Here is a 15,563-nt window from a genome sequence, read left to right on the forward strand (position 1 = left end):
CGCATCACCCGGTCACCTCGAAGACCGCGCTCACCTGGTCGGCGAGGGTGATCGTCGTGCCGGGCTCGATGCTCTGCTGGTCGCCGGGGCGCAGCCGCACGGGGTGGTCCTGCGGCAGCGTGATGGTCGTGCCGTTCGTCGAGCCGAGGTCGCGCACGAGCACGTGCCAGCCGTCGAGGATGACCTCGACGTGGTTGCGCGAGATCTCGTTGTCCGGGCTCGGCACCCGCACGAGGTGCGGTGCCTGCGCGGCGGGCAGCTCGGGCGCCGACTTCGGCGCGCGGCCGATGAGCACCCCGCGGTCGAGGGTGACGACGTCGCCGGTCGACAGCCGCAGCAGACCCAGGGCCGGGCGGGGCGTCGGCTCGGGCTGCTGCGAGGGCAGCGCCGCACCGCACACGCGGCAGCTCACGGCGTGGGGGGCGCTCGCGTGGCCGCTCGGGCAGCGCACGGCGAGGACCATCGGGCCGGTCGACTCGGGCACGGCGTAGGGGTCGTGCTCCTGGGCCGGCTCGAGCGGACGCGGCCCGGACTCGGTGGGGGTGCCGAAGCTCGGCATGGCACTGGGCAGACCGATGCCGAAGGGAGCGACCGGGGGCGGCGGGACCGCTCCCGGGGCCACCGGCTCGGGTGCCTGGGCCGCGGGGGCCTCGTGCTCGGCGGGCGCCGACGGCTCGGGATCCACCGGCTCGGGCGCGGGCGGCTCCTGCCCGGCCGGCTCCGGCGTGGTGGGCTCGGGTGCGGTGGGCTGGGGTGCGGCGGGCGCGGCACCTGCTCCCCACGGGACCGCGGAGATCAGGCCGTCCTCGCCGGCAGGAGGCGGCGGGGGCGGCGTGCCCTCGGGGGTGGCCGGCGGCGGGTCGAAGGGGCTACCGACCGGCGCGGGAGGTGCCGGCGGCGCCGGCTCGGCGGGCGTCTCGACGACCGGCTCGGGCTCGTCGTGCTCCTCCTCCGGGGGAGCGAGCGTCGCGTGGGCGGCGTCCTCGGGGGCCTGGTAGCCACCGGCCGCGGCGACCGGACCGGAGTCGATCTGGTCCTCCTCCTCGGCCTGGGCGACGAGCGAGCTGCGGTGGTGGCTCGTCGCGCCGAAGAGGAAGTCGAAGGAGGGCAGCTCGTCCTCCTCCTCGTCGGTCGGGGCGGACCCGGCGGCCAGGGCCGCGTCCTGCTGCTGGTCCCCGGTCTGCGGTCGCGGCTCGTGCGCGGGCTCGGTGACGACCGGCTGCTCGGAGACGGGCTCGGGCTCCGGCTCGGGGACGACGGTGAGGGTGGGTCGGGCGACGTCGCCGTCCTGCGGGGGCACCGGCGACGGCGGGGCGGGCGGCGGCGGGCTCGCGGCGCCGAAGACCGACGGCATGGCCCAGCCGGACGGCGGGGGCGGGGGTGCGGCGGCCGACTCGGTCTCCGGGGCGGCGGCCGAGACGTCGGCCGGCGGACCGGAGGGCTCCTCGGTCGAGGGGTCAGCGGGCTCCTCGACGGGACCGTCGGGAGCCGGCTGGTCCTGCTCGACCTGCTGGTCCTGCTCCACGAGCTCGTCACCGGCGACGGGCTCGACGGGCTGGTCATCGGCGACGGGCTGCTCCTGGGCGAGCTGGTCGGCGACCGGCTCGTCCGGGGCCTGCACGAGCACGCTGTCGTCGTCTGCGCTGTCGTCGGTCGCGCCGGGCACGGGGGCGAGCTGGTCGGCGACCGGGGACCCTGCGGGCCCGTCCTGCTCGGGGCCAGCGGGCTCTGCGGGAGCAGGGCTCTCCTCGCCCGCCGGCGCGTCAGCACCCGACGCCTCGAGCGCCGGGGCGGCCTCGACGCCGACGACGGCGAGCGTGACCTCGCCCACCCCGTCGGGGGCGTCCTCGTCGCGCCACGGCATGCGAGGGCCGGCGACGACCGACCGGTCGTCGCCGAGCCGCACCTCGCCGGCACCCCGGGCGACGAGACGCCCGTCGGGGGTGGCGAGGGCGAAGTCGGGGGTGGAGCGGAAGCCGTCCGCGGTGAGCGTGTCGACGACGACGTCGACGACGTCCTCGCCGCGGCGCTCGTCGAGAGCGGCCGCGACCCGTGCGGTGATCTCGTCGGCCCCGCGCAGGAGCAGGCTCACCTCAGGGCGACGCAGGACGCTCCAGCCCGGCACGTCGTCCAGGGCCGCGATCCGCAGCTCCATGTCAGCTCCCTTCGTGGCTCGACCGGGGCGCCGTGTCGACGTGCGCCCGGGGCGAGGTGACTGTCTGGGACGAGTCTGCCCCGGCTTCGCCCAGATCGACGACAACGACGGTGACGTTGTCCCGACCGCCCGCCTCGACCGCCGCGCGTACGAGAGCCTCGGCCGCCAGCTGCGGGTCGGCGTGGCGCACGAGCAGGTCGCGGACCTGGTCGTCGGTGAGCTCTCCGGTAAGCCCGTCGGAGCACACGAGGAAGCGCTCGCCGGCGTGCGGAGGCACGACACGGACGTCGGGCGTCGCCGCGTAGGTCGTGCCGAGCGAGCGGGTCACGACGTTGCGCTTGGGGTGCGTGCGGGCCTCCTCGGCCGTGATGACACCGGCGTCGACGAGCTCTCGGACCTCGGAGTGGTCGACGGTCATCGCCATGAGCGCGCCGTCGATGAGCCGGTAGACACGGGAGTCGCCGACGTTGAAGACCGCCCAGTGGTCGGTCCCCCCGGTGACGACGAGAGCGATGCCGCTGACCGTCGTGCCCATGCCCTGCTTGTCGGGGTCGGCCGCCATCTCGTCGAGGATGCGGCGGTTGGCCAGCCCGATCTGCTCGCCCACCGCCTCCGCCGTGAGGTCGTGCCGACCGACGAGCTCGCGCATCGTGTCGACCGCGATGCCGCTGGCCACCTCGCCCGCGGCGTGCCCGCCCATGCCGTCGGCGACGAGGAAGAGCCCGCCCTCGGCCAGCCCGGAGTCCTCGTTGTGCGTGCGCACCCGCCCGACGTCGGTCGCCGCCCCGGCGGTGAGGACGAGGCGGCTCCCGGGCAGGTCGGAGGGGCTCACGCCGTGACCCGCACGGACTGCAGGATGCCCTGGACCTCTCCGTAGGAGCGCTCCATGTCGTCGCCGCCGACCGAGCCCGTGGCCTGGACGATGTCGACGATGCGCCCCCGACGGGACCCGGCGAAGAGGTGGATCTGCACGACGGTGCCGATCTCGTCGTCGGTCCACGAGACGTTGACCCCGAGGAAGGGCACGCCCCCCAGCTCGAGCTCGAAGGGCTCGTCGACCCTCCCTTCGCCACGCTCGGCGACGAAGGCCCGCAGCTCGGCCAGGGCCGCGCGGATCGTGAAGTCGGCGGTGCGCTGGAAGCCGCGGACGACGACGTTGGGCGCGAAGCCGTGGTCGCTGTCGATCTTGCGGCACGCCATGAGCGTGCCGCCGACGCGGACCGGCGCCCACGTCTGCGGCACGTCGAGGGTCACCCCCGGCGGCCCCGGGAAGGTGTCGCTCGGGTAGCTCAGCTGCGGCATCTCGTCTCTCCCCTGGTCCTCGTGATGTCGGGGGCCATCATGACCGACGCGCGGCCGGTCCGGGCCCTCGGGGTGATGGGTGTCAGGGGTTGACCCGGATCGAGTCGACGAGGGCGTCGAGGACGGGGTAGTCGCTCTCCTTGCGCGAGGCCGCGAAGGACGCGGTCGCCTGGAGCACGTCGACGACGTCGTTCTGCTGCTGCGCGGTGAACCAGTGCAGCTGCGCGATGGTGCCCGCCTGCTCGTCGACGAAGGCGACGTCGATGCCGATCCACTCGCGGCCGTTGATGGTCTGGCTCTTCACCGGGCCGACCTCGCCGTCGCGCTGGCGCCCGGCGTACTCGCGCATCTCGCGCTCGATGTCGTCGGGGCCGAAGGTGCCGACCCGCTGGAAGAAGCGCACGACGGCGTTGGGCGCGAAGTGGTCGGTGACCCCGGCCTCGCGGACCGCGACGAGGGTCTCGGGGGTCCACACCTGCTCCCAGCCCTCGGGGATCTCCAGGGCGATCCGCGGGGGACCGGGGACGACGTCGCTGGGGTAGGTCACGGTGGGCATCGGAGGTGCTCCTTCACGTCGCTGCTGCGGTGGTCTGGTGCCCACCCTGGCAGGTGCCGGGGCAGGTGGTGCTCGGGGCCGGTCGCGACCGGGTCAGTCGAAGGGGTTGAGCGAGCCGATGATCTCCTTCGGGGAGATCGAGACGTCGAAGTCGAGCGAGGCGCCCAGACCCAGGGTCAGCCCGACCTCGCCGCTGAAGCCGATGCGGTCCCAGGAGGCCTCGGCGTCGACGTTGGCCTCGGCGCCGATGCCGTACGAGACGGACCCGCCGACCCCGACCGAGCCGTAGTCGCCGATGTCCTGGCTGATGCCGGCCTCGGCCTTGCCGCCGACGAAGGCGTCGGCGCCGGCGCTGATCGACGCGCCGCCCGGCCCGATCTGGGCCTGGGCCTCGGCGTTGGCCTCACCGCCGAGGTAGGCGGAGACCTCGCCGGCGGTGCCGCTGTCGGTCGCGAAGTGGGCCTCGCCCTTGCCGAGATAGGCACCGGCGTGGGCGTTGGCCTCGGCGTACGCGCCCCGGGTGGCGTCGATGCCGGCCGCGGCGTCCGCGCCCGCCTCGGCGGACAGCAGCTCGCCGCTCGCGCCGAGGCTCTCGTCGCCCGCCTCGCCGCGCAGGACGGCAGCGCTCACCTCGGTCTCGGCCTTCGACTCGACGAAGGGCTCGCTCTGCACCTGGTCGAGGACGTCCTTGGCGCGCGAGCCGACGTTCTCGTCGAAGTCGCGCTCGGTGCTCCAGGACTCGCCGTACTCCCGACGCCCGCCGCCCTCGCCGCGGGTCGACTCGCGCTCGCTCTCCCAGCCGTTGCCCCGGTCGGTCGTCTCGGTCTCGGTGAAGGACGTGTGCCCGCGGCCGTCCGTCTCGTTAGTCCACCGGCCCTCGGCGTCCTCGACCCAGCGCTTGCCGGTGAGGGGGTCGTAGTGGTGGAGGTTGCCGTCCTCGTCCTTGTTCGTGCGGATGAAGGGCGAGTCCTGGTCCCGGTCGAAGGGGGACCACGTGCCCTTCATGTCACCCGGCTGGGAGCCGTCGCCGCCGCCCCCGGGTCCCTGGCCGCCGGGCCCCCCGCCCGGGCCGCCACCCGGGCCGCCGGCGCCGGGGCCGCTGCCGCCGCCCAGGCTGCTCGTGTCGTCCTGGTCGGTGGCCTGCTGGACCATGAGGTCCGCGGCCGCGCCGATCTGGGTGGCCGCGTCCATGAGCTGCTTGACGACGGGCCCGTCCCAGCGCTCGGTGAAGCCGGAGAGGTCGGCGCCGGCCCAGCTGTCGCGCAGGACCTTCGCGCTGGCGCTCCCGCTCTGGCGCACGCCCTCGATCTTCTCGCGCTGGCTGCGCAGCTGTTCGGCGATCTCGCGGATGCGAGCGGTGTCCATGCCCTGCTGGACGCTCATCGTCTCTCCCCTGCTCCGTCGGCTGTGGCGTCGGCCGACCCCAGGGGCCGGTGCTCGGAGTCGAACCTAGATGGCGCGCAGCCTCTGCGGAATGGGGAGGACTCCCCCCTTCGCCCCGGCTCCCTCAGCCCTCGTGCTCGGGCTGCTGGGCCCACCACTGCCGCAGCCGGTCGGCGGCGGCCTCCTTGCCGATCGGGCCCTCGTCGAGGCGCACGGAGAGCAGGTAGGAGTAGGCGCGGCCGAGGACCGGTCCCGGGCGGATGCCGAGCACCTCGCCGATCTCGTGACCGTCGAGCTCCGGGCGGACCTTGCCGAGCTCCTCGGCCTCGAGGAGGCGCTCGATGCGGACCTCGAGGTCGTCGTAGGCGTGCGAGAGGCGGCGGGCCTTGCGCTGGTTGCGCGTCGTGCAGTCGGCCCGGGTGAGCCGGTGCAGCCGGGCGAGGAGAGGGCCGGCGTCGGTGACGTAGCGGCGCACGGCCGAGTCGGTCCACTGGCCGTCGCCGTACCCGTGGAAGCGCAGGTGCAGCTCGACGAGCCGGGCGACCGCCTTCGTCGTGTCCTTGTCGAAGCGCAGAGCGCGCATCCGCTTCGCCGTGAGCTTGGCGCCGACGACGTCGTGGTGGTGGAAGGAGACGCCACCCCCGGTCTCGAAGCGCCGCGTCGGCGGCTTGCCGATGTCGTGGAGCAGCGCGGCCAGGCGCAGGACGAGGTCGGGCGCGGGCACGTCGCCGTCCGGGCCGGTCTCGAGGTCGATCGCCTGCTCGAGGACGGTGAGGGAGTGCTCGTAGACGTCCTTGTGGCGGTGGTGCTCGTCGATCTCGAGCTGCAGGGCGGGCAGCTCGGGCAGCACCTGCTCGGCGAGCCCGGTGTCGACGAGCAGCCGCAGGCCGGTGACGGGGTCCGGGGCGAGGAGGAGCTTGACGAGCTCGTCGCGCACCCGCTCGGCCGAGACGATCTGCAGGGTCGTCGCGGCCTGCTCCATCGCCGTGACGACCTCGGGGACCGGCACGAGACCGAGCTGGGCGACGAAGCGGGCCGCGCGCATCATCCGCAGCGGGTCGTCGGCGAAGGAGACCTCGGGAGCCGACGGCGTGCGCAGCCGGTAGGCGGCGAGGTCGACGAGACCGCCGTGCGGGTCGACGAGCTCGAGGTCGGGCAGGCGCAGGGCCATCGCGTTGACGGTGAAGTCGCGCCGCACGAGGTCGCCCTCGAGCGTGTCGCCGAAGGCGACGACGGGCTTGCGGGTCGTGCCGTCGTACTCGTCGGCGCGGTAGGTCGTCACCTCGACGACGTGCTCTCCTCGGCGGGCGCCGATGGTGCCGAAGTCCCGCCCCATGTCCCAGTGCGCATCGCCCCAGGCGGCGAGGATCTCCTCGGTGACGTCGGGGCCGGCGCTCGTCGTGAGGTCCAGGTCGAGGCTCTCGCGGCCGAGGAAGGCGTCGCGGACGGGACCGCCGACGAGGGCGAGGTCGTGCCCCTTCGCGCTGAACCGCTCGCCGAGCTCGCGCAGGAGGGGCAGGACGGGCGCGAGGTGGGCGACGGCGTCCTCGAGCACCTCGCGGGGGATCTGGGGCGGGGTCGACGGGGTGGGCACGGGGACCAAGGATAGGTGCGGCGGCGGGGGCGGTGCGCCTGCGTGCCGCCGGGCGACCTGCGCGGACCGCCGGTCAGCGACGCGTGAAGGTCGCGTCGAGCCCGGTCGCGGTCTGGGTGAAGGTGTCGCCCGAGCACGTGTACTGCACGTCGCCGGTGCCCGGGGGCAGGTCGCCGGACGGACCCGTGACGGTGAGCCCGTCGCGCACCAGCGCGAAGGACATCGTGCTGCCGGAGGTCGTCACGTCGTAGACGACCGTGCCGTCGAAGACCCAGCCCGCGCCGGCCCCCTTCGGCCGGGCGTCGTCGTAGGTCGTCGTGAGACGGCCGTCGGTGCCGAAGGTCATCGTCCGCTCGAGATCGGTGAGCGTGCCCAGCAGGGGGACGGTCTCCTCGTAGCTCGAGGTCTCCCACGTCCCGACGAGGCAGGGGTCGAGCGCCGCGTCCGTCTGCCCCGCGGTGCTCGAGCTCTGCGTGCTCGACCCCTCCGTGCCCGAGGAGGTGGCCGAGGTCGTGCCGGCGGTGCTCTGCTCGTCCTCGGGCAGCAGGAGGACCGCGCCACCGACCGCTCCCCCGACGAGGAGCACGGCGGCGGTCGCGGCGGCCGCGACCCACGGCCAGCGGGGTCGAGGAGACGGCGAGGGCCCAGGGGTCGAGGCGTTGGGGGTGGACCGCGGGTCCTGCGGGGTCGAGACCGGCGGCAGGTCCGGGGTGTCGGCGAGCACGGAGCGCACGCTCGTCGCGTCGCCGGTGACCGTGTGCAGCCCGTCGTCGTCGTGGTCGAGGACCACGGTCTCCGTGCGGGGGAGGCGCAGCTGCGCCTCGACCCGCTGGAGGTCCAGCGCGAGGGCGAGGGCGGAGCCGGGGCGGTGGGCGGGGTCCTTGGCCATGCCGTGCTGGAGGAGGCGCTCGAGCGCCTCGGGCACGTCCTCGCGCCCGGTACGGCGCGGCGGCTCCCGGGTGGTGCGCACGAGGAGCGCGTTGGCGGAGTTGTCGCCGCCCGGGTCCTCGAAGGGGGTGCGCCCGGTGAGCAGGTAGGACAGGGTCGCGCTCAGCGAGTAGACGTCGGCGGCGACGGAGCCGTTCGAGCGCCCGCGCAGCACCTCGGGCGGTGCCCACGCGACGGAGACGCCGACGTCGTCCTCGTCGTCGACCTCGGCGGTGCGCCCGGCGATGCCGAAGTCGGCGAGCACGGGGGTGCCGTAGGAGGTGAGCAGGACGTTGGCCGGCTTGATGTCGCGGTGGAGCACCCCGGCGCGGTGCGCGGTCTCCACGGCGGAGGCCAGCTGGACGCCGGCGCGCAGGGTCTCGGCGACGGACAGCGGCGAGCGACGGGCCCGGGCCGCCAGCGAGGTGCCCGGGTAGTAGGCCATGACGAGGTAGGGCCGGCCGTCGTCGGTGACGTCCGCGCGCAGCACCGTGACGATGTAGGGGTGCTCGGCGAGCTCGGCCATGGTGTTGGCCTCGGCGACGAGCTGCTCGCGCAGGTCACCGGCCGCGGTGCGCAGCACCTTGACCGCGACGAGCATGCGCGGCAGCTCCTGGCGGTAGAGGTGCACGTCGGCGAAGCCGCCGGCCCCCAGCCGGCGCACGTGCTCGAGCCCGGGGATCCGGGGAGCGGGCGGCGACGGGGTGCTCACGCGCCCGAGGCTAGCGGCGCGGACGTCCCGGACCCGGGCGCGGGGCCGAGGTCCGCTGCGGGCGAAGGGGGCGAGACGCCCCCTTCGCCCGATGTCGCCGTCAGGCGGCGCGCTCGACGGGGAAGAGGCGCTGGACGATGTCGGTGAGGGTGACGACCCCGACCGGCACGCCGTCGCGCTCGACGACCGCGAGGTGCGAGCGCGTGTCGCGCATCGTCGTCAGCGCCTCGTGCAGAGCGGTGCCCGCGTCGAGGTGCAGGACGGGGCGCATGACCTCGCCTGCCGGTCGGTCGTCCGGCTCGAGCATGGTGTCGCGCACGTGGACGACGCCGACGACCCGGCCGCCGGAGCGAACGAGCACCCGCAGGTGGCCCGACGTCACGGTCGCGGCGCGCACGGCGGCGACGTCCTGCTCGGTCGTCACGGCTGTCGCCCGGGCGCCCTCGCGCACGAGGTCGCCGACGGTGAGCGTCTCGAGCTCGAGCGCCGAGGTCAGCTGGCGCGAGCGGTCCTCGTCGAGGGTGCCGGCGCCCGCGGAGTGCTCGACGAGCTGACGCAGGTCGGCCGCGCTCTGACCGCTGTGGGGGCTGTCCTGCGGCTCGACGCCGACCCGGCGCAGGCACCAGTTGGCCGCCTCGTTGAGGGCGACGAGCAGCGGACGGGTGACGAACATGAAGCCGCGCATCGGCAGCGCGAGCGCGGTGGCCGCGGTCTCGGGGTGCGCGATCGCCCACGACTTCGGCGCCATCTCGCCGATGACGAGGTGGAGGAAGGTGACGACGAGCAGGGCGAGGACGAAGCCGAGGGTGCCGGCCAGCCAGGCCGGCAGGCCCCACGACTCGAAGACCGGCGTCAGCGCGTAGTCGAGCGCGGGCTTGGTCACCGCACCCAGGCCCAGGGCCGCGGCGGTGATGCCGAGCTGGCAGCCGGCGAGGAGCACGGTGAGCTCGTCGAAGCTGCGCAGCGCGGCGCGGGCGGACCGGCTCGAGCCGGCGTTGTCCTGCAGGCGGTGCCGCTTGACGGCGAGGAGGGCGAACTCCGCGGCGACGAAGAAGGCGCTGAGGACGATGAGCAGGACGGTGACGGCGACGACGACGAGCGGGCTCATCGGGGGTCCTCCTGCGTCGGGCTGGCGTGGTCATCGGTGTCGTGATCGGGATCGGGCTCGGGGGGTGGCCCCTGCTCGAGGCTGACCCGCACGACCGACGGCACGTGCCGCTCGACCTCGAGCACCTCGAGCCGGATGTGCTCCAGGCCCGGCTCGTCGTCCTCGAGGGCCGCGACGGGGTCCGGCGGGAGGGCGACGGCGACCGTCGTGCCCACCTCCGGCAGGGAGCCGTGGGCCTCGATGAGCAGACCGCCGACGGTCTCGGCCTCGCTCTGCGCGAGATCGCGCTCGACGAGCCGCTCGACCTCGTCGACGTGGAGGTCGCCGGGCACGGTCCAGCTGCCGGGCTCGCCCTCCGGCGTCGTCGGCGGCTCGGGGTCGTGCTCGTCCTCGATCTCGCCGACGATCTCCTCGGCGAGGTCCTCGGCCGTGACGACCCCGGCGAAGCCGCCGTACTCGTCGAGGACGCAGAGCAGCTGCGCGCGCTCCTGGGCCATCGTGCGCAGGGCGTCGGGCAGACGCATGAGCGTGGGCACCCGCACGGCGTCGCGCATGAGGTCGGCGGCGGTGCCGCCACCCCCGCGGCCCGCGCCGAGGACGTCCTGGAGGCGCACGACGCCGACGACCTCGTCGTGCTCGTCGAGCACCGGGTAGCGCGAGTGACCGGCGGCCATGAGGCCCCAGAGGGTGTCGACCGCGTCGTCGGGACGCACGACGTCGACGCGGGACCGCGGGATCATCGCGTGCTCGACGTCGTCGTCGGGGAAGTCGAGGACCCGGTCGAGGAGCACCGACAGCTCGGCCGGCAGGTCCCCGCTCTCGCGGGAGTCGGCGACGATGTGCTCGAGGTCGCGCGGCGTCGCCGCGTGCTCGACGTCGTGGACCGGCTCCATGCCGGCGGCGCGGAGCAGGGCGTTGGACGCCTTGTCGAAGATGGTGATGAGCCAGCCGAAGAGGCGCAGGTACAGCGTCGTCGACGTCGCGAGGCGCACCGCGAGCATCTCGGGGCGGGCGATCGCGAGGTTCTTCGGGAAGAGCTCGCCGAAGATCATCTGCACGAAGGTCGACAGCAGCAGGGCGAGCACGGTGCCGACGCCGACCCCGACCGCGGTGGGCACGCCGACCCCGCCGAGGGCCTCGCCGAGCGACTGCCCGATGAGGGGCTCGGCGACGTAGCCGACGAGCAGCGCGGTGACGGTGATGCCGAGCTGGGCGCCCGAGAGCATGAAGGACGTGCGCCGGGTGACCGCGAGGGCACGCTCGGCCGCGGCGTCACCGGCCTGGGCACGGGCCTTGAGCCGGGAGCGGTCCACCGACATGTAGGCGAACTCCTGGGCGACGAACCAGCCGGTGGCGGCGGTGATCGCCAGCACGACGAGGACGCCGAGGAGCAGGGAGAGGGCCCACATCAGCGCATCACCGCCCGCTGGGAGGTCACGACACGGGCGGACCCGGGTCGAGCGCGGTGGTCAGGGGCACAGGAACGGGGACTGTCGGTCTCCATCGGGTGCGGCTGGTCTCCTCGTGAGCGGGGCGTCTCCCCGGGGGAGCCCCAGTATGTCGGCGAAGCCTGGACGTGGGCTGGACGCGAGCAGGAGATCTGACCCCGTCGTCGCCCCAGGGCCCTCCCAGGACCCTCTGGCTACAGTGACCACATGGCACACCCGGCCCACGCCCCTCGATCCCCGCGGCGCCTGCCCGCGGTCGAGGAGCGCAGCGCCGGCGGGGTCGTCGTCGACGTCCACGAGGGCCAGGCGAGGATCGCCGTCATCGCGCGGCGCAACCGCGCCGGCCGCCTCGAGTGGTGCCTGCCGAAGGGCCACATCGAGGGCGAGGAGACCCTCGTCGAGACCGCGGCCCGCGAGGTCGCCGAGGAGACCGGCATCGAGGCACGGGTCCTCGTCGAGCTCGGGACGATCGACTACTGGTTCGCCACGAACGACCGCCGGATCCACAAGTTCGTCCACCACTACCTGCTCGAGGCCATCGGCGGGTACCTGACGATCGACAACGACCCCGACCACGAGGCCGTCGACGTCGCCTGGCTGCTCCTGCGCGACGCGCACCGGCACCTCACCTTCCCCAACGAGCGGCGCATCGCGAGGGAGGCGTGGCAGCGGCTCGCGGGCGACGCCTGAGGCCGCTGCGGGGCGCGTGCGTCGCCGCAGCCCTCGCCGGCCTGCTCGCCCCTGCCCTGCCCGCCCGAGCCTCCGCGTCCGACGCCTCCAGCAGCCTCACCCTCACCTCGATCACCCCGGTCGTCGACGCGACGGGTGCGAGCAGCGGGTCGGCGACGATCCGCGGGCGGCTCACCAACGACGGGTCGACGACCCTGGAGAACCCCGCGGTCTCCGTCCTCCTCGGCGAGGCGGAGATGACCCGCGAAGGCATCGACGACTGGGCGAAGGGGGATGCCCGGGTCACCGGGTCGGCGCTCGACCGTGAGATCGCGACGAGCCGGCTCGTCCCGGGCCAGAGCACGACCTTCGAGCTGGAGGTCGACGGGGCGGACCTGCTGCCCGGCCGGTCCTGGGGTGCCGCGCCGATCAGCGTCCAGTCCGGGCAGGACCAGGTGCACACCTTCCTCGGGATCCACCGGGCCAAGGAGTACGAGCCGCTGAAGATGCTGTGGGGCGTGCCCGTGACGCTCCCCTCGTCCAACCAGCTGTGGGCGGCGCCGGGCGACTCGCGCACGCGGGCCTGGCAGGCCGCCGCCGGGCCGGGGTCCGACCTCGCCCAGATCGCCTCGAGCGCCCCGCGCCCCGGTGACCTGTGGCTCCTCGACCCCCTCCTGCTCCCCGACGCCGTGCCCGCCGACGACACCGGGCTGTCCCGCGGCGAGCGCGAGGTGCGCGAGGACCTCGCGCGTGACCTCGCCGCCGAGCTCGACCCCGACCGCACGGCCGTGCTGCCCGAGGCCGACGCCGACGTCGCCGCCGCCGCGGAGTCCGACGCCGCCCGCACCCTCGTGCGACCCCGCGTCACCGGGGGTCAGGAGGCCGCCGAGGCGCTCGGGGCGCGCAGCGACATCGCCTGGCCCGCCGACGACCTGATCGCGGGCGACCGCTCGGCCGCGCTCGAGCGGGTCTACGGCAGCCAGCCCACGGTCCTCGTGCCGCGCACGGCGCTCACGGACACCGCCTTCACCCCCGACGCCTTCCAGACCAGCCGGGGCGGCACGCCGCTGCTCGTCAGCGACCCCGAGCTCTCGGCGGTCGTCGGCTCGCTGCGCGAGGACGACGACGCGGTCCTGGCCACCCAGCGCCTCGTCGCTGACTCCGCCTCGGTGCTCGGCGACCTGCCGGGCACCTCGCGGACCCTGCTCGTCGTGCCCCCGCGCTCGGCCCGCCCCGACCCGCAGGCCTACCGGGCGATGCGCGAGGCCGTCGCCGACATCCCGTGGACCGCGCGCGGCACGCTCGCGAGCCCCCGCGCGACGGCGCCGGAGTCGCCCGAGCAGGAGATCGACATCCCCGACACGCTCGAGGACCCGCCGGAGCCGGTCCTCACCGACGCCCGCGCGCGGCGGGTCGTGGCCGACATCGCCACCCGGCGCTCGGTGGCGACCGTGCGCGCCGACGGCCCGCAGTGGCAGCGCGCCGTCGCGGCGTCGCAGGTGCAGCTGACCTCGGCGCGCTGGCGCTCCTCTCAGTGGCACTTCCGCGTCCTCGCCTCGCGGCTGCACCGCGACGTCACGGCGACAGGGCGCCAGCTCGAGGTCGCCTCGGGCGAGGTGAACTTCTTCGCCGACACCGGGCGGCTGCAGATCACGGTGCGCAACACGAGCGACGTCGAGCTGCACGACCTGCAGGTCCGGCTCGACCCGGGCTCGCCGATCCTGCGCATCGACGGCGACCCCGAGCCCATCACGGTCGGCCCGCAGTCGCGGCGCACGGTGACGGTCCAGGCGAGCGCCCTGGCGCCCGGTCGGGTCCCGATCGAGGTCGAGGTGACCGACCCGAAGGGGCGTGCGCTCGCCGAGCCCGCCGAGCTGCGCGTCCGGGTGAGCCCCACCGGGGGCTGGATCTACTGGGGTGTCGCTCTCGTGGCGCTCGCTTCCGTCGCCTTCGGCACCTGGCGTACCGTGCGTCGTCGGCCCACCCCCGCAGCACCCGCAGACCCCGAGGACTCATGACCGAGCGCGCCCAGACCCCCGCGGCAGCACCGTCCGTCGCGCGGTCCAGCGCTCTCATGGCCTCCGGGACCCTCGTCAGCCGGGTGCTGGGGCTGCTGCGCCAGACGATGACGATCGGCGTCGTCGGCGCCGTCGGTCTGGCCGCCGACGCGTGGAACGCCGCGAACACGCTGCCCAACAACTTCCACCTGCTGCTCGCCGGCGGCGTGCTCAACGCCGTGATCGTGCCGCAGATCGTCAAGGCCAGCCGCCGCGCGGACGGCGACGAGTACGTCAACCGGCTGCTCACCCTCGCGATGACGATCATGGGCGCGGCGACGGTCCTGCTCACCCTGGCCGCCCCGGCCCTCGTCTGGCTCGTCGTCAGCAAGGACTGGGGAGACGACGCCCGGGGCCTGGCCGTCGCCTTCGCCCTCATCTGCCTGCCGCAGATGTTCTTCTACGGCCTCTACACCCTGCTCGGCCAGGTGCTCACGGCCAACAACCGCTTCGGGGCCTTCATGTGGGCCCCCGCGCTCGCCAACGTCGTCGCGATCGCCGGGCTGGGCTGGTTCATGCTCTCCGGGCGCCAGGACGTCCAGGACGTCGGGCTGTGGGACAGCACGATGATCTGGGTCCTCGCCGGCTCGGCGACGCTGTCGATCGTCGTCCAGGCGCTCGTGCTCATCCCCGCCCTGCGCCGGATCGGCTTCCGCTACCGCCCGGTGTGGGGCTTCCGTGGCTACGGCCTGGGCAGCGCCTCGAAGATGGCGACCTGGGCCTTCGGCGCCGTGGCCGTCGGTCAGGTCGCCTTCCTCCTCGTCACCACCCCGGTCCTCACCGGGGCGGCCTTCGACGCGGAGCGCGCCGGTGCCCCCGCCGCCGGGCTCACCTCGTACGGCTTCGCCTTCCTCATCTTCATGCTGCCGCACTCGATCATCACCGTCTCGCTCGTCACGGCGATCTTCACGCGGCTGAGCGGCAACGCCCAGGACGGCGACACTGAGGCCGTGGCCGCCGACCTGCGCCAGGGCATGCGGATGCCCGCCGTCGTCCTCTTCCCCGGGACCGCCGCGATGGTCCTGCTCGCCCCGTGGGCGCTGCAGGCCCTGCTCTTCTCCACCCCCGCCGCCGACGCCCGCGCCGCCACCGGCGTCCTCGTCGCGATGTGCCTCGGGCTCGTCCCCTACGGCTGGTTCTACCTCGTCCAGCGCGCCTGCTACGCCTACGAGGACGGGCGCACCCCCTTCGTCCTCCAGCTCGTCGTCACCGTGATCTCCGTCGCCTTCACCCTCGTCGGGGCGGCCAGAGGCTTCGAGCACACGGCGACCTGGGTCGGCGTCGGGCAGACCGTCGGCAACCTCGTCGGCGCGATCCTCGGCTTCGTCCTGCTGCGCCGCCGTCTGGGCTCCCTCGGGCTGGCCTCGGTCGTCCAGCAGAACGTGCGGCTCCTGCTCTCCACCCTCCTCGCGACCCTCGTCGCCGGTGCCCTCCTCCTCGGCATGACCCGCGTCCTCGACGAGGGCTGGCTGTCCGCCGTCCTCGTCACCGGCGTGTGCGGTGTCGTCCTGCTCGTCGTCGCCCTCCTCGTCGCGGCCCGGCTGCGGGTCACCGAGGTCACGGCGGTGCTCCAGCCGGTGACCCGCCGACTGCGGCGCGCGTAGCAGGAGGGCCCGGCCGGACCGCCTAGGATGGCGCGGCAACGACCTCGA

At 74.6% G+C, this 15,563-nt stretch carries 12 protein-coding genes; 3 read left to right on the forward strand and 9 right to left on the reverse strand.

Annotated features, from left to right (window positions below; genetic code table 11):
- Positions 1-4: 4 nt before the first annotated feature.
- The 9 genes from EEW87_RS11580 to EEW87_RS11620 form a co-directional block, all read right to left on the reverse strand.
- The gene (locus EEW87_RS11580) at positions 5-2,155 is read right to left on the reverse strand and encodes an FHA domain-containing protein (RefSeq protein WP_123093605.1); all 2,151 of its coding nucleotides are present in this window, start codon (positions 2,153-2,155) and stop codon (positions 5-7) included.
- A gap of 1 nt (position 2,156) precedes the next feature.
- The gene (locus EEW87_RS11585; RefSeq protein ID WP_240341589.1) at positions 2,157-2,987 is read right to left on the reverse strand and encodes a PP2C family protein-serine/threonine phosphatase; all 831 of its coding nucleotides are present in this window, start codon (positions 2,985-2,987) and stop codon (positions 2,157-2,159) included.
- Entirely contained in the window at positions 2,984-3,457 is a 474-nt protein-coding gene (locus EEW87_RS11590) for a hypothetical protein (protein WP_068270822.1), read from the reverse strand. The genes EEW87_RS11585 and EEW87_RS11590 overlap by 4 nt, the downstream gene beginning before the upstream one ends.
- An 82-nt stretch (positions 3,458-3,539) precedes the next feature.
- Positions 3,540-4,013 (reverse strand): hypothetical protein, encoded by a 474-nt coding sequence (locus tag EEW87_RS11595; protein ID WP_123093606.1) that lies wholly within the window; start codon positions 4,011-4,013, stop codon positions 3,540-3,542.
- Between the two features lie 93 nt (positions 4,014-4,106).
- Complete coding sequence (locus EEW87_RS11600) at positions 4,107-5,396, reverse strand: hypothetical protein (RefSeq protein WP_163562440.1); 1,290 nt, start codon at positions 5,394-5,396, stop codon at positions 4,107-4,109.
- 124 nt (positions 5,397-5,520) lie between these two features.
- Positions 5,521-6,963: a CCA tRNA nucleotidyltransferase gene (locus EEW87_RS11605; RefSeq protein WP_420810350.1), complete on the reverse strand. Its 1,443-nt coding sequence runs from the start codon at positions 6,961-6,963 to the stop codon at positions 5,521-5,523.
- Positions 6,964-7,063: 100 nt separating this feature from the next.
- Positions 7,064-8,629: a serine/threonine-protein kinase gene (locus tag EEW87_RS16835; RefSeq protein WP_192826143.1), complete on the reverse strand. Its 1,566-nt coding sequence runs from the start codon at positions 8,627-8,629 to the stop codon at positions 7,064-7,066.
- Positions 8,630-8,729: 100 nt separating this feature from the next.
- Positions 8,730-9,737, reverse strand: a complete 1,008-nt coding sequence (locus EEW87_RS11615) for a CNNM domain-containing protein (protein ID WP_123093609.1) — start codon at positions 9,735-9,737, stop codon at positions 8,730-8,732.
- Complete coding sequence (locus EEW87_RS11620; protein ID WP_205473717.1) at positions 9,734-11,146, reverse strand: hemolysin family protein; 1,413 nt, start codon at positions 11,144-11,146, stop codon at positions 9,734-9,736. The genes EEW87_RS11615 and EEW87_RS11620 overlap by 4 nt, the downstream gene beginning before the upstream one ends.
- 246 nt (positions 11,147-11,392) lie before the next feature.
- Between EEW87_RS11620 and EEW87_RS11625 the strand changes: the two genes are divergently transcribed.
- Genes EEW87_RS11625 through murJ form a run of 3 tightly spaced genes read left to right on the forward strand, consistent with a single transcriptional unit; the run spans position 11,393 to position 15,515 of the window.
- A complete protein-coding gene (locus EEW87_RS11625) occupies positions 11,393-11,875 on the forward strand; it encodes an NUDIX hydrolase (RefSeq protein ID WP_123093611.1) in 483 nt (160 codons plus the stop codon).
- Positions 11,848-13,872 carry a DUF6049 family protein gene (locus tag EEW87_RS11630; protein ID WP_163562441.1) on the forward strand — a complete coding sequence of 675 codons (2,025 nt, stop codon included), beginning with the start codon at positions 11,848-11,850 and terminating at the stop codon, positions 13,870-13,872. Before EEW87_RS11625 ends, EEW87_RS11630 begins: the two co-directional genes overlap by 28 nt.
- On the forward strand, positions 13,869-15,515 hold the full coding sequence (gene murJ / locus EEW87_RS11635; RefSeq protein WP_123093612.1) for a murein biosynthesis integral membrane protein MurJ: 1,647 nt from the start codon (positions 13,869-13,871) through the stop codon (positions 15,513-15,515). The genes EEW87_RS11630 and murJ overlap by 4 nt, the downstream gene beginning before the upstream one ends.
- Positions 15,516-15,563: the final 48 nt, after the last annotated feature.

It is taken from the genome of Janibacter melonis (genome assembly GCF_003721155.3).
Classification (GTDB): domain Bacteria; phylum Actinomycetota; class Actinomycetes; order Actinomycetales; family Dermatophilaceae; genus Marihabitans; species Marihabitans melonis.

Excerpts from the sequence above, each read along its gene's own strand:
- EEW87_RS11580 (WP_123093605.1), bottom strand. The coding sequence starts at position 2,155 with ATGGAGCTGCGGATCGCGGCCCTGGACGACGTGCCGGGCTGGAGCGTC.
- EEW87_RS11590 (WP_068270822.1), bottom strand. The coding sequence starts at position 3,457 with ATGCCGCAGCTGAGCTACCCGAGCGACACCTTCCCGGGGCCGCCGGGG.
- EEW87_RS11595 (WP_123093606.1), bottom strand. The coding sequence starts at position 4,013 with ATGCCCACCGTGACCTACCCCAGCGACGTCGTCCCCGGTCCCCCGCGG.
- EEW87_RS11600 (WP_163562440.1), bottom strand. The coding sequence starts at position 5,396 with ATGAGCGTCCAGCAGGGCATGGACACCGCTCGCATCCGCGAGATCGCC.
- EEW87_RS11615 (WP_123093609.1), bottom strand. The coding sequence starts at position 9,737 with ATGAGCCCGCTCGTCGTCGTCGCCGTCACCGTCCTGCTCATCGTCCTC.
- EEW87_RS11620 (WP_205473717.1), bottom strand. The coding sequence starts at position 11,146 with ATGTGGGCCCTCTCCCTGCTCCTCGGCGTCCTCGTCGTGCTGGCGATC.
- EEW87_RS11625 (WP_123093611.1), top strand. The coding sequence starts at position 11,393 with ATGGCACACCCGGCCCACGCCCCTCGATCCCCGCGGCGCCTGCCCGCG.
- murJ (WP_123093612.1), top strand. The coding sequence starts at position 13,869 with ATGACCGAGCGCGCCCAGACCCCCGCGGCAGCACCGTCCGTCGCGCGG.